The sequence below is a fragment of the Pedobacter nyackensis genome (genome assembly GCF_032678475.1).
GTDB classification, from domain to species: Bacteria; Bacteroidota; Bacteroidia; order Sphingobacteriales; family Sphingobacteriaceae; genus Pedobacter; species Pedobacter nyackensis_A.
In genome coordinates, this window is record NZ_JAVTSF010000001.1 from 560,727 (window position 1) to 574,920 (window position 14,194).

General features: G+C 36.6%; 16 protein-coding genes. 6 read left to right on the forward strand and 10 right to left on the reverse strand.

Annotated features, from left to right (window positions below):
* Positions 1-12 precede the first annotated feature (12 nt).
* Both R2Q84_RS02315 and R2Q84_RS02320 read right to left on the reverse strand, forming a co-directional pair.
* Positions 13-474: a YMGG-like glycine zipper-containing protein gene (locus tag R2Q84_RS02315; protein ID WP_316814908.1), complete on the reverse strand. Its 462-nt coding sequence runs from the start codon at positions 472-474 to the stop codon at positions 13-15.
* A gap of 64 nt (positions 475-538) precedes the next feature.
* Positions 539-757 carry a hypothetical protein gene (locus R2Q84_RS02320; RefSeq protein ID WP_316814909.1) on the reverse strand — a complete coding sequence of 73 codons (219 nt, stop codon included), beginning with the start codon at positions 755-757 and terminating at the stop codon, positions 539-541.
* 162 nt (positions 758-919) lie between these two features.
* On the opposite strand from R2Q84_RS02320, the gene R2Q84_RS02325 reads away from it, so the two are divergent.
* From R2Q84_RS02325 to R2Q84_RS02340, 4 genes are all read left to right on the forward strand, one after another.
* On the forward strand, positions 920-1,126 hold the full coding sequence (locus tag R2Q84_RS02325) for a cold-shock protein (RefSeq protein WP_316814910.1): 207 nt from the start codon (positions 920-922) through the stop codon (positions 1,124-1,126).
* A gap of 79 nt (positions 1,127-1,205) precedes the next feature.
* A complete protein-coding gene (locus R2Q84_RS02330) occupies positions 1,206-2,054 on the forward strand; it encodes an NAD(P)H-binding protein (protein ID WP_316814911.1) in 849 nt (282 codons plus the stop codon).
* 55 nt (positions 2,055-2,109) lie between these two features.
* Positions 2,110-3,495: an MBL fold metallo-hydrolase gene (locus R2Q84_RS02335; protein WP_316814912.1), complete on the forward strand. Its 1,386-nt coding sequence runs from the start codon at positions 2,110-2,112 to the stop codon at positions 3,493-3,495.
* Positions 3,496-3,720: 225 nt separating this feature from the next.
* On the forward strand, positions 3,721-5,043 hold the full coding sequence (locus R2Q84_RS02340; RefSeq protein WP_316814913.1) for an OmpA family protein: 1,323 nt from the start codon (positions 3,721-3,723) through the stop codon (positions 5,041-5,043).
* A gap of 72 nt (positions 5,044-5,115) precedes the next feature.
* Here R2Q84_RS02340 and R2Q84_RS02345 read toward each other — a convergent pair whose 3' ends face one another.
* The 8 genes from R2Q84_RS02345 to R2Q84_RS02380 all read right to left on the reverse strand — a co-directional run bounded on the left by R2Q84_RS02345 (position 5,116) and on the right by R2Q84_RS02380 (position 11,620).
* On the reverse strand, positions 5,116-6,108 hold the full coding sequence (locus R2Q84_RS02345) for a TerC/Alx family metal homeostasis membrane protein (RefSeq protein WP_316814914.1): 993 nt from the start codon (positions 6,106-6,108) through the stop codon (positions 5,116-5,118).
* Between the two features lie 53 nt (positions 6,109-6,161).
* Positions 6,162-7,124, reverse strand: coding sequence for a hypothetical protein (locus tag R2Q84_RS02350; protein WP_316814915.1), 963 nt, complete (start codon positions 7,122-7,124; stop codon positions 6,162-6,164).
* Positions 7,125-7,132: 8 nt separating this feature from the next.
* A complete protein-coding gene (locus tag R2Q84_RS02355; RefSeq protein WP_316814916.1) occupies positions 7,133-8,230 on the reverse strand; it encodes a toxic anion resistance protein in 1,098 nt (365 codons plus the stop codon).
* A gap of 25 nt (positions 8,231-8,255) precedes the next feature.
* Positions 8,256-8,870 (reverse strand): TerD family protein, encoded by a 615-nt coding sequence (locus R2Q84_RS02360; RefSeq protein WP_316814917.1) that lies wholly within the window; start codon positions 8,868-8,870, stop codon positions 8,256-8,258.
* A gap of 6 nt (positions 8,871-8,876) precedes the next feature.
* Positions 8,877-9,431, reverse strand: coding sequence for a TerD family protein (locus tag R2Q84_RS02365; RefSeq protein WP_316814918.1), 555 nt, complete (start codon positions 9,429-9,431; stop codon positions 8,877-8,879).
* A gap of 2 nt (positions 9,432-9,433) precedes the next feature.
* On the reverse strand, positions 9,434-10,270 hold the full coding sequence (locus R2Q84_RS02370; protein ID WP_316814919.1) for a phosphoribosyltransferase family protein: 837 nt from the start codon (positions 10,268-10,270) through the stop codon (positions 9,434-9,436).
* Positions 10,267-10,962 (reverse strand): HAD family hydrolase, encoded by a 696-nt coding sequence (locus R2Q84_RS02375; protein WP_316814920.1) that lies wholly within the window; start codon positions 10,960-10,962, stop codon positions 10,267-10,269. Before R2Q84_RS02375 ends, R2Q84_RS02370 begins: the two co-directional genes overlap by 4 nt.
* Positions 10,963-11,056: 94 nt before the next feature.
* A complete protein-coding gene (locus R2Q84_RS02380; protein ID WP_316814921.1) occupies positions 11,057-11,620 on the reverse strand; it encodes an AraC family transcriptional regulator in 564 nt (187 codons plus the stop codon).
* Positions 11,621-11,846: 226 nt separating this feature from the next.
* Here R2Q84_RS02380 and R2Q84_RS02385 point away from each other — a divergent pair, with 226 nt between their 5' ends.
* Complete coding sequence (locus R2Q84_RS02385; protein ID WP_316814922.1) at positions 11,847-13,043, forward strand: multidrug effflux MFS transporter; 1,197 nt, start codon at positions 11,847-11,849, stop codon at positions 13,041-13,043.
* Positions 13,044-13,108: 65 nt separating this feature from the next.
* On the forward strand, positions 13,109-14,170 hold the full coding sequence (locus R2Q84_RS02390; RefSeq protein ID WP_316814923.1) for a hypothetical protein: 1,062 nt from the start codon (positions 13,109-13,111) through the stop codon (positions 14,168-14,170).
* Positions 14,171-14,194: the final 24 nt, after the last annotated feature.

The window sequence follows — 14,194 nt, forward strand, 5'->3', positions numbered from 1 at the left end:
AGCTTGTGCTATTTAATTTTTCGGCTGTACCCTACCCGATTTCCGGTCTTGCCCCCTTCCGATCAGGTATCCTGTACCAGCACCAACAACACCACCAATTATAGCTCCACGTCCATCTTTTTTATCTATAAGCACACCGCCTAAAGCACCAGCTCCGGCACCAATAGCGGCTCCTTTAGCAGCCTGGCTCCATCCTTTTTTCTTAGCAGGAGCGGTAGCCTCTGATGAAGATCTCGAAGATGCTGCTTCATTTCTTTCTGCCAATAAAAGCATGCGTTTCTCCTCCTTCACCTGCGCTAAACGCTGTTCTTCTTTTTCTTTTGCTTTTACTTCCGCTCTTTTAAAGCTATCTAATTTCAAACTGTCTTTAATTGCAGTTATTGCTTGCTGCTTAATAAGCGCTTCTTGCTTCGCATTGTTAGAACAGGCTGATAATAACATTCCTGAAATAACCACTAAAAATATCTTTTTCATAACTGTAGTCTTAAACGATTTTAATTGTAACATATTATTGACAAAGAAAAAATGATGCCAAAGCTTATTTATCGTCTAATAAAGAACGCCCAGGAGGTTCATGTGTATTTTTCTGATCATCTTCTCCATCTGGATTTCCTGAAATCCGATCATTATCACTATTCAAACTACCATAAATAGAATCTATGGATGAGCCATCTGCATCCAGACCTAGATTCTCAAGATCATCATTGCTTAAAACATCTTTAAGCAATGGACTTTTAGACTTTTTTTTCTTAGACATATGCCTTTACCTTTAATTGATTAGACTAAATTTATACAACAGAAAAAGGGAATATTAAGTTTTCAACATGTACTTTTTCTACCTTTAATCCTCACAATTTCAGGCATTTTGATATTAAGATCCAATTGATTATTTTCACAACCAAATATTTATCAAAATAATATGCGCACAACAGGAAAAGTTAAATGGTTTAATTCTGCCAAAGGGTTTGGATTTATAACTCCATTAAATGGAGAAAAAGATATCTTCGTACACTTTTCTGCAATTGCAGGCGATTCGTTTAAAGAACTAAATGAAGGAGACAGTGTAGAATTCGAATTAAATGATGGCAAAAAAGGTCCTGAAGCACAAAATGTAACTGTGCTTTAACAACCTATCTATATCGTTTAAAAGGGAGGGTAAGTACACTACCCTCTTTTTTATTTTAAAATACAATCAAAACTGTTTAATGAATAGTACAATAACGCAAAAAAATAACAAAACAATAAGTGTATTAGGCTGTGGCTGGTACGGATTAGAACTGGCAAAAGCCTTGATCAATCAAGGATACCTCGTTAAAGGCTCAAGCACTACACCTGAAAAGCTCGAAATGTTATCTACTTATAACATCGAACCTTTTCTGGTTAACATTCAGAAAGATGAAGAAAAATTCAACCCTTCATTTTTTAAAAGTGATTTGTTGTTTGTTTGTATCCCACCAAAAAGAAACGCTGCAGAACAAGCAGATTTCTATTACAAAATAGAACGAATTATCAATGCTGTGAAAGAAAACCGGGTTAAACAACTTGTATTTATTAGCTCAACAGCTGTTTATGGAGATACAAATGCAGAACTGACAGAATTAAACACGCCACAGCCCGAAACAGATTCTGGCAAAGCCATGCTAAAAGTAGAGTCCCTCTTGAAAAATCAAAATGATTTTACCAGCACTATCATTCGCTTCGGAGGATTAGTTGGCCCGAAAAGACACCCTGGAAGGTTCTTTGCAGGTAAAGAAAATATACCAAATGGCAAAGCACCAATTAACCTCATTCATTTAGATGATTGTATAGGTATAAGTCTGGCTATCCTTAAAAATGAAGCATTTGGATACACATTTAACGCCTGCAGCCCCGACCATCCCAGCAAACAGGATTTTTATACAGTAGCGACCATAAATGCGCAATTAACCCCTCCTCTTTTTATAGATGAGTTGTTAAACTGGAAAATCGTGAGCAGCGTACATTTCCCTGTCTTAAACTACAATTATCTTGTTACCAATTGGATAAAATGGTTTGAAAAAGATAATCCCAACTAAAAACACTTATAAATATTTAAAATGATAAATTGCCCTTAATAAGGATTGTGTAACTATGAAATTAACGATTTTAGGTGCTGCAGAGCAGGTAACAGGAAGTATGCACCTTTTACAGTTGGAAAACTATAACATTTTAATTGATTGTGGACTTGATTATGAAAAAGGAACCTTTCAAAATGAAAATCTGTATTTCACATTTGATCCTTCCAGCATCGACGTCGTAATCCTGACACATGCACATATTGATCATTCCGGAAATTTACCTACGCTAATCCGTATGGGTTTTAACGGTCAGATTCTATGCACAGCACCTACTGCCGAACTTACAGAGATACTTTTAATGGATTCAGTAAATGTATTCTTAAGTAAACAAAACAGATCAGCTCGCTCAAAAAGGTATAAATCCGGCCCTACTCCTTTGTATCTGCATAAACATGTGGCAGAAACTGTAGATAGGTTTGTAGTTATTAGCTTTCATAAGGAATTCAGAATAAATGAAAACATTACCTTAACATTTATACCCGTTGGACATTTGTTAGGTGCTGCCGCTGTAGTTTTAACCGTAAATGAAAATGGCTCAACAAAAAAAATTGCCTTTACAGGAGATATAGGTAGAAAGAACTATCCTCTCTTAGTCGACCCACAACCGCTTCCTCAGGTAGATTACCTGGTCTGTGAGTCTACATATGGAGGTAGATTCCATAGTAGAGATACTACGCTGGAGCAAAAGCTAATTGAAACCATCACGGAATCCTGCATTAAATATCCGGGAAGACTTATCATTCCGGCCTTTAGCATAGGGAGAACACAAGCTCTTGCCTATATGTTAAACAAAATATTTAGTGAAAAACGGCTACCTTCGGTAAAAGTTTTCATAGATAGCCCTCTCGCAAGTTCAGCAACCGAAATTTATCAAAAATACGAACATTACCTTAATCTCGAAGCTCAAAACTTCTACAAAAACAAAAACGGTCAATCCGATTTTAAAGAGCTTTCTTTTGTTAGCGACAAACGGGAAAGTTCATCAATCAGCAATTATCACGAACCTTGTATCATTATCTCATCAGCGGGAATGCTTGAAGGAGGTAGAATACAAGATCATCTTTATTACAATATCCAAAACTATTATTGTACCATATTATTCATTGGATATTGCGCAAAAGGCACCCTTGGTCACAGACTTTTAAGGGGCGATCCTATCATAAAGTTAAGAAACCGGGACCTTATGGTTTATGCCGCTATAAAACAAACCGATTTATTAAGTGGTCATGGAGACCATAACGATCTGGTCAACACAGTTAAGCAACAAGCCCCTAACCTTTTAAAGAAGGTATTCCTTGTTCATGGTGAAATAAATAGTATGAAACATCTATCAACCGCCCTTGCGCAGGAAAACTACCATGTAGTCTTGCCTAAAAAAGACGAAACATTTGAACTTTAAATGCTAACTTATTTCTTTTTGTAGCAAATACTATACATTAAATTCCAGCGTTAATCAATAATGCCTAATCTTAAAAAAGTCACACAAACAAAAATAACCCACTGATTACCAGAAACTTCAGAATTAATAATTAGGAAAATATCCTTTGGCAAGGTTATTACAAGTAGATAATTGTTCGGGAATAGAAAAACAAAACCTGAACATTTGATATCTAATTATAAGAATATGACTTCTAAAATTACAAAAACAGCCTTAGTGCTGTCCCTAGTAGGGTTATCATCGCAACTATTTGCCCAGGATCAATCGGCAGGTAGATTCTCAGAAAAATCTTTTCGCACCTGGTCTGTTGGAGTTCATGGTGGAATATTAAGCCAAAATACAATCTTCAACGGTAAAGAACGTGATTTCCAATCTGCTAATGAAGGAAAATCTATTGGTTATGGCGCATTTATCAAAAAGCAAATCTTTCCTTCTTTAGGCTTACAAGCTGACTTCTTAAGAGGAAAAATGGAAGGCCTTAGATCTAATAATGGCTTAGGTGGTTATATTGGCAATTCCAGCTATGAAACTAAAATCGAGTGGTCTGCAGCTTTAACAGCAGTATATAACATCGCAAACATCAACATCAATAACGAAAATGCAGTTCTGATTCCTTACGTTAAAGCTGGTGCTGGTTATGGTGTTGCAGGTGCTACCACCACAAACGTTCCGGCAGCTGCTAACGAAGGTTACAAAGAAAGAGTATTTATTCCGGTTGGAGCAGGTTTCAAATTAGGTTTATCTAAAGGAATCAACTTAGATATGGGTTATGACGTAAACTTTGTTAAATCTGACAAATTTGACGGATTTAACTACGGTAGCCGAAATGATAAATTTTCTTATGGGCACGTAGGTTTAGAATTTGCAATAGGTAGCAAAGAAAAACCACAATTACAAAACTACAGCTCATTAGCTAATCTTCGTAAACAATCTAAAGAAGAATCTGACGAGTTGAGAAGAGCATTATCTACTGCAGAGCAAAACGCCGAAAGAGACAGAGCTCAATATGCTAAAGACATGGGTGATGATGACAATGATGGTGTAGCTAACAAATTCGACAAATGTCCTGGTACTGCATCTGGTGTAGTAGTAGATGGTTCAGGTTGCCCAATCAAAGTTCAACGTGAAATCATTAAGGAAACTAAAGTAGTGGTTACTGAAGCTGATCGTAAAGTTGTTGATGAAGCTATTAAAAACTTAGAATTTGACTTAGGTAAAGCAACTATCCGTTCTACTTCTTATGCTACATTAAACAAAGTAGCTGAGTTATTGATCGCTAAAAACTTTAGCTTAAAATTAGCCGGACACACAGATAATACTGGTTCAATGGCTTTAAATTTACGTTTATCTAAAGAAAGAGCAGAAGCTATCAAAGCTTACTTAGTTTCTCAAGGCGCAAACGCTTCACGTATCGAAGCAACAGGTTACGGTCCAAACCAACCTATTGCATCAAACAAAACCGCTGAAGGTCGTCAGAAAAACCGTAGGGTAGAATTTACATTATATTAAGCTGTAAATTCCCCATAAAAAAAGCGAGTGATCAAATGATCACTCGCTTTTTTTATGCCTTATTATTAATTATTAATCTGCTTTAGCTGCCTCTTTCGGTGCAAAAATAAGCGAAGCAATAACTGAAAGAATCAAGACTCCTCCTACTATAGTTAATGACATCGGCGAAGAGATGTGATAAAATGGCGCAACAATCATTTTAAAACCAATAAATGCTAAAATAATAGCCAAACCATATTTCAATAAGCTAAACATATGTATAAAGTTAGCCAATAGGAAATATAGCGCCCTTAATCCTAAGATTGCAAATATATTTGAAGTATATAAAATCAAAGGATCATCTGGTGCAATTGCAAAAATCGCTGGTATAGAATCTACAGCAAACAACAAATCGGTAAACTCAATTACTGCTACAACTACCAATAAAGGAGTAGCCATCTTTACTCCGTTTTGAACTGTAAAGAACTTAGCACCGTCAAATTCCTTGCTCACCTTAAAAAATTTGTAGATTACCTTTGCTCCGGGGCTTTTACTGAAATCTTTTTCTTCATCATCATCGTCGCTCGCAAACCATGATTTAATTCCTGCATAAACAAGAAACAACCCGAAAATCAATAGCACAATGTTAATCTTTATCATCTGACCAAAAATGTTCATCTCCGGCAAATAAGTCAGGTTAATTAAACCTACACCTGCAAAAATGAAAATTGCCCGGAATAATAAAGCACCGATAATACCCCAGAACAGCACTTTATGGTGTAATTCTTTAGGTACATTAAAAAATCCAAAAACCAGGATAAACACAAACAGGTTGTCTACTGACAAAGCCTTCTCTATCCAATAAGCCGATTGAAACTGCGTAAACTTCTCAAACCCAGAAGTTACATAAATTACGGCACTGAAGATCATCGACAAACTGATCCAAACTACAGACCATATTGCGGCCTCTTTACTACTTACTGCATGAACCTTCTTGTTAAAAACACCTAGATCCAGCAGTAGCATGACCACCACCACAATTGCAAACCCGATGATCACACCGGGATGATTAATCAAATTATCCATTTTCTATTTTCTATTTTTAAATTTATTTGTGTGATCTATTGGTATTAAAAATGCTAAAAAAGATCGGTTTTAAGCATCATTTTTAAAATATTAGCCTGCACATCAAAATTGTTCAGATGATTCAAAAAGTCTATATCTGATATCTTGATATAATTCTCTTCCAGTAGCTTGATTATTTCCAACGGAATATAGGTTTTTGCAGTAGCAGCACTACTCTCCAGCTTATCATTTTTATAGGCCAGTTCTTGCACCAACCTATCTTTTTCAGACAGGTTATTATCCAGATCTACCCCTCTTAATTGTTCCAGATCACAAAACAAGAACAAGTTCCTGCTCGGAAAAAACAAAAAGTACCGATCAAGGTCAATAAACTTATATACTTCTACGATCAGCTGACCAGACTTTAAACCATAAAAAAACTCAGTCTTAAAATCCTGTTTGCACAACAGTCCCATTAATTTTCGTTCAATGCTCGCGTGTACATCAATATATACCTCATCAGGCGTAAACTCAATTAAAGTACCCAGCTGTTCGGTCGAAATATCATGATAAAAATCCCTGGCATACCTGGCACTAAACGTATTGATATTTTTGGCGAAAGGAAATTGCTCAGTATGATCAGAAAGCACTTCAAATAGCTTTCTCAACGACAAATTGATTTTTAAAGATTGCTTTTGCTTATCCAGATTGAAGCTCTTTTCCGTATAAACCGAACTACCAACCTTATCCATCAGTTCTTTGTTTAACTGAATCTCATCATAAATAAGGGTAACATTCTTTTCATTACTCTTTTTAATCTTCCTTAGCAATTCAATTAAACTTGCAGTAAACTGTATATGAAACAGCTCCAGTTTATCAATATCCAGCTCTTCATTGTTTGCAAAAAGCTGATGGATTACTCTAGACCGTAAATAAATCTTATAGACAGTTTCCTCCTGAAAAAAAGCAGAGAGCAGCTGTAAACGGCTGATCTCTGCTTCGGACTCCTTTAAAATATTTATACGTCGTTCATCCATTGTTAAAGTTAATTAACCCGGGTAACGTTTTTCTTCAATTCTGATTCTAACGTTTTCAGTTCACCGTCCAGTACTTGTCTGCTTTTTGCCCCTTCTTCATGAATTTTCTTAACCTCGTTCAAAGTTTCGATTAATGATGAAGTAGTCATTTTAAGCGTATCCAAAGAAACGATAGTCTTCTCATTTTCCCTGGCTACATCAATGCTGTTTTGTTTAAGCATCTGTGCATTTTTCTGTAAAATGGTATTAGTTGTATCAGAAACCTTTTTCTGCATCTCCACATTAGCTTTTTGCCTTTGCAGCGCAACAGCTATAGTCAGCTGGTTTTTCCATACAGGTATAGTTGTAGATACAATCGACTGTGCTTTTTCAGCAATAGAGGTATTATTGTTCTGCACTACACGAATCTGGGCCAGCGATTGAAGCATAATAAATCTAACAATTTTCATATCAGCCAGACGCTTATCCAGTCTACTGATAAAATCACGTAAATCCGCAATTTCATAGTCCTGATAATCTGCAGGCCTACCTTCCATCTCTGCCAGTTTAAGGCTTAGTTCATTAAACTTAAGCTGACCAGAAATAATCAGTTCCTCCATCTGGTGAATATAAGAGACATTGCTGTCAAACATAGTCTGTAATGAACTGTTATCCTTAATAGAATTCAAACGGCCTGCCTTGATCTTATTCGTGATTTTATCGACATTATTCACCACCACATCATACTTCTGAAATAGTTTTTTAACATCTACCACCAGATTTTTCAGAAATGGAATCTTCGAAATAAACGATTTAAACCCACTCTGTTCCAACTCGCCAACATCAATATAATTCAATTCAGTAAGTAGTTCATTGATCAAACCACCAACCTCACCGCTATTGTAGGTACGTACAGACGATAAAAAATCGTTACTATACTTCTCCATAGAATTTTGTGCCTCAGCACCATAATTCAAAATAGAATTTACATCAGATGGCACAAGTGATTTACCTATTTCCTTGTATTTCTGTTCGTCCTCAGTGCTTAACACGGTAAGGTCTACATTGCCATCCTTGTCAATTTTTGCAGGACTAAGGCTTTGTATTTCGTTTGGGTTAGTTTCCATTTTATTTAGATAAAAGCTAAAGCGTTTATAAATAACTTTGTGTAACAGTCTTTACCGTTTCTTCCAATTTCTTGTCCTTGGTCGGTTCACCAATGGCATTAAACTTCCACTCACCATTTTTCTTATAAAACACACCCATTACCATAGAAACATGGCCAGCGAAGTTAGAGCCATTTGCAATGTCATACACGGCAAATACTTCATTCACCCTTTTAGGTGTACCTTCATAAATTCTTATAGAAGCAAAAGGAATAGTTCCAAAATCATGTCCTCTGAAACTGTTCAACACAAAAGCAACGTAGTTCACTGCAGGGTTTAATCTCGAAAAATCAAGTGTAATCACCTCATTATCCAAACCATCATCCCCACCCATATCGCCGGTTAAATCGTCACCACTGTGTTTTACAGAACCGTCTTTTGATCCCAGGTTGCCAAAATAAACCACCTCGGTCAATTGTTTATTCTCATTATAAAGAATACAACTAGCGTCAAGGTCAACCGCCTCCTTCGTTTTACCGAAGCCAAACATTCCTTTTTTCTCTATTGCACCCCAGTTAATACCAACACAAACGCCTTGAAGCTTGTTACCATTACTTTTTTCCAGGCTAATGCGCTGTCCTTTTTGAAGATTAATTGCCATAATTTCTTATTGATATTTATTTAAATAATCCTGTAATCCACCTTTCATACCCATTCCTACGGCTTCAAATTTCCATTTTCCATCACGTTTGTAAATCCTGCCGAATTCAACAGCTGTTTCAATAGAGAAATCCTCTTCCAGTTCATATTTAAGTAATACTTCATTTGTAACTGCATCAAAAATACGCACATACGAATTCCTTACCTGTCCAAAATTCTGTCTTCTGCTTTCTGCATCATGAATAGTAACCACAATACATATTTCCGACACTCCAGGGCCAGCTAAAGTTAAATCAACTTTAATTTGCTCATCATCGCCGTCTCCATCACCTGTTAAGTTATCCCCTGTATGCTCAACAGCAGCGTCAGGTGATTTTAAATTATTATAAAAAACCAAATGATCATCAGATACCAGTTTTTTATTGTCATTCAGCATAAACACAGAAGCATCTAAGTCAAAAGCAGTCCCGGTAGTAGAGCTATTCGTATCCCATCCTAAACCAATAGTAAATTTCGGTGCATCAATATTCTCTCTCTGCCCTTTTTGTAAGTTAATGGCCATAATTAAATCAATTTATAGTTTTTATTATTCAAGTAGTTTTTTAAAAAATTCAAATTCCTGGAATAGCATTCAATCGTGTGGTAACTATTACCTAACGATAAACTATACAGGTTATATATAAAGTCTTCCGTTTGCTTCTCCAGAAATATAGAAAAGCTATTAAAATCGCAATTTAAGATATATTTAACAATCCTTGTATTAAAACAAAAATTACCACTTTTGATGATCTCATCCAGATCAAAAATAGACCTGACCTTATGATAATTTAAGTGATTTTCTACATTAGGATGAATATCACGATTTACCAACTCAGCAAAATAAAGCATGAAAATATCATTCTTCAGCCCATATTCTTTCACCATTTTAAGAATCATTTTCTCATGACTTCCGGTGATTTTGATATCGTCTAAAAAGAAAAGCACTTTATCTTTTAAAAATTCCTTATCAATATGAAAAGAATCGTTGCCAATCAACTTCATCCGATCTTCAGCACTCAGTTCTCCATAGTCATCTTTATAAGTAATCGTCCGATGTACCTTAGCTTCCTGAACCACCATACGGCCATTCTCTACCAACCAGTGGTTAACCTGGTTGACAAAATAATTTTTCATTGCAAAAGTAGCAGTAGGAATAAAACAGTAAGGGCTCGAAATCACAACGATCTGCTCAACTATCAGGTTATCTTCCAAAAAGCTTTTAATAAAACCATCTGCCAGGTCCTTACCAAATTTCCTGGCTACTTTATCATCCCCAAACTTAAACTGACTGTAATCATCAGCACTAAACCCAAAATTATCGGTGTCGTGTATTTTATGTAGCGAATAAGTATATGGGATCATAGCAGTAAATGACTTATAGATAAATGATTCGAGTTAATCTGCAAGCTTCTGATGCCAACTGATTCAGCACCTTTTACATCAGCAAATGGGTTATCCCCTATATGTATAATGTCTTGTAAATTCAATTCTGTATGTTTGTTTTTATCAATTGTATCCAGCATGAGCTGAAAAAAAGCTTGATTAGGTTTCGAGAGCCTTACCTCATCCGAATAAAGCTGAAAATCTAATAGTTCATCCAATTGCAGCAAGCTCAAAACCTTTCTGAGTGTTTTTCCTTTGATAAAACCGGTGTTGCTCAACAGGCTGATTGTACTTGCCCCTGATTCCTTTATACGACGCAACACATCAATGCTGTTATCGCAGTAAACTTCAGGTAAGTATTTAAAAATCAACACGTCCATTTCATTATACAACTCCTCTACATCAACATCATTGAAATCATTCGAATAGTTATTGATGATACTAATTACCATCAGATACATCTCCTCTGCATCAATGTTTTTCCCGGTTTTCTCATTAATCGCATTCACCATCAAATCTACTTGTCGGAATACAACACATACTTCTTCAAAGCTCTTTCCGGCCGAATTAAAATTGGCATAAAAATACTTTGCCCTTTCCGTTTTAAAAGCTGGATTAGACTTGATTAGTGTTAGCCACAAGTCGAAAGAATAATGTTTATAAAAAGGCATCTATTGAGCGTTTTTTAAGGTTTTGACGTTTTTCAACACCTAATGTTACAAATTTAGACATAGAGTCCGAAATTAATTTTAGAAAAAAAAACACTCAACCAACCTTATCCAGTGGTTTTCTGTCTTTTAAAGTTGTGCTTTTGTACTTGCTGGGTGTAAGACCAGTGAGCGTCTTAAACTGGGTTGATAAATGGGCACTGCTGCTATATCCCATTTTATAAGCAATCTCATTTAGGTTGAGTTCACCATATTCCAGTAATTCTTTTACCTTTTCAACTTTTTGCTGAATGATATATTTTTCGATCGTCAGTCCTTCTGAATCAGAAAACTGCCTGCTCAAATAAGCGTAATCTTTATTTAGCTTATCAGCAATCACCTGTGTTAACGTATTTTCTATCTCGTTTAAATCAGAATAATGTACCAGGTCTATCACCTGATTTTTGATCTGCTCTACCAATTGATCCTTCTCTTTGTCCATCAACTCAAAACCAAGTGACTGTAATGAAACAGCAATGGCTTGTCGTTGATCAGCATCAGGCTCAGGTTCAACCTCAATTTTACCCAACGAGATCTCCTTAACTTGTAATCCAAAACTCTCCATCTGTTGTTTCACAATCATGATACAACGATCGCAAACCATATTCTTAACATATAACATACGCAAACAAATTATCTTTTATAGTTTATGCATTACCTCTTTCGCAAAGATAAAGCAATAATCAATCCATAAGGCTCATTAATATTATCGTTACACAATACGCATTTTAAGTCTATCCTATCTTAAGATCCAACGCATATTGAACACAATTCTTATATTTGCCCGTCTCCACAAATCTGCTATTCTCTCTTACAGCACAAAATTGTGTTAAATCATAAAACAACAAATGACACAAAAAAAGTACTACACACTTATTTTAATATTGGGTTCACTTACTGCACTTGGACCTTTTTCAATCGACATGTATCTTCCTGGGTTTCCCGCAATAGCTGCAGATCTAAATACCAGCACAGCCCGCGTATCCCTTTCTTTATCAAGTTTCTTCATAGGAATTTCTGCTGGTCAATTGCTATACGGTCCCCTTTTGGACAAATTCGGAAGAAAAAAACCTTTGTTCATCGGCCTGTTGGTTTACATCATTGCATCAGTAGGCTGTGCATTTGCAACTAGTATTGATGCACTTATCAGTTTAAGGTTTGTACAAGCTTTAGGCAGTTGCGCCGCCACCGTAGCCTCGGTAGCAATGGTACGCGATTTATTCCCTGTAAAAGACAATGCCAAAGTATTCGCCCTATTGATGCTGGTGCTAGGCGTTTCCCCTATGATCGCCCCAACGCTCGGTGGTTATGTAACTGTGGCATTCGGCTGGCATGCCATGTTTTTAATTTTAATGGGCCTGGGCGCTTTTAACCTGGTAGCCAGTTGGCTGTGGTTGCCCAATAGTTATAAACCAGATGCCAATCTTTCTTTGAAACCCAGCCCCATCATCAATAGCTTCTGGATTGTATTTAAAAACCCACAATTTTACACTTACGCCATTACCGGTGCATTGGCATTCTCGGGCCTCTTTGCCTATATTTCTGGTTCTCCGTTAGTATTCATGGAAATATTTCAGGTTAGCGAAAAAACATATGGCTGGATCTTCGCTTTGCTCTCTTTAGGCTTCATTGGATCAAGTCAGGTAAACACCTTAATGCTTAGGAGATACACAAGTCAACAATTAATCTATGGAGCACTAGCCATTCAGGTTGTCACTGCACTTATCTTTTTAACAGGGAGTATCAATGGATGGTTCGGACTAATCGAAACCACTGCTTTACTTTTCATATTCTTGTGCTGCCTCGGTTTCATCAGCCCAAATGCCTCCGCCCTTTCACTTTTGCCTTTCACAAAAAATGCCGGCAGTGCCTCGGCCCTTATGGGAGCCATCCAAATGGGAATAGGTGCACTCGCTTCTTTTGGGGTTAGTTTATTTGATATTAAATCCGCTGTACCTACTGTAAGCATCATGACAATCAGCTCAATACTAGCCTTTTTCGTTCTATATTTAGGAAAAAAGAAACTCGCCAGCCTAAACCTTTAAATTTATTTTTTTTAGTCGTAGGGGTAAAGTTCAATGTTGTTGTCCTATTTTAAAATAAGACAACAATGAACTTTACATTCAACAAAACAAACTTCAGGCAGCAGCAAACAACACACTCAACAACGCGTTCAATAACGCTTTCGATAACACTCTCGGTAGTACTTGCGCTGTTACTTTCGGTCGTAACAAAATCTTCAGCTCAAAATAAAACGCATAAGCTACATTTTGGCTTTATCTATCCCCTCAGTACCAATGGCACACATGCTCCATTAGACACCAATACCTTTTCTTTTCATTTGTTAGCAGGTGTATCTGCTGCCGAAAGAGGATTTTCATTCGCAGGACTTACCAACGTTGTACGCAACAATGCCAAAGGACTACAATTTGCCGGCTTTTCAAACCATATTGGCAAAGCAGCAAACGGCGGATTATTTGCAGGCTTCCTTAACACCTATAAAGGAGGAAATGACTTTGCGGTAGCCGGTTTTGCCAATATTTCAACCGGAGATGTAAAAGGGCTCCAGTTTGCAGGCTTCATCAACAAGGCAAAAGACGTTAATGGAACCCAGGTTGCAGGTTTTATTAATATTGCCAGAAAAGTAAAAGGTGTACAATTCGCTGGATTCATTAATGTAGCAGATAGCAGCGATTACCCTATCGGCATTATAAACCTGGTAAAAAAAGGAGAAAAAAGCATTAGTCTTACTACTGATGAAACACTTACTACCCTACTCTCCTTTCGTTCAGGAGGTAAAGTACTTTATGGTATCATCGGAATAGGGTACAATTTTAAAAACTCCGATGAAGTATATGCATTTGAAGCAGGTTTAGGTGCACATTTATTCCAGTCAAAATCATTCAGACTAAACGCTGAAGTTTCAGGAACCGGCTTAGAAAGCTTTAAAGCAGGAGAATATATGAAAACTTCGCTCCGAATAATGCCAGCGCTTAAAATCAGTAAAAACCTCGAAATATTCGGAGGCCCATCCATCAATTATCTCAATACCAATACTGCAGAAGGCCGTACATTAAACGATAAATACATCACCAGTTGGGAGAACAAATGGGGCAATAACTTCCAGGCATTGTACATCGGTTATGGTGGCGGACTGCAATACATCTTCTAAAAATTACAAATTCAAAAAAACAAT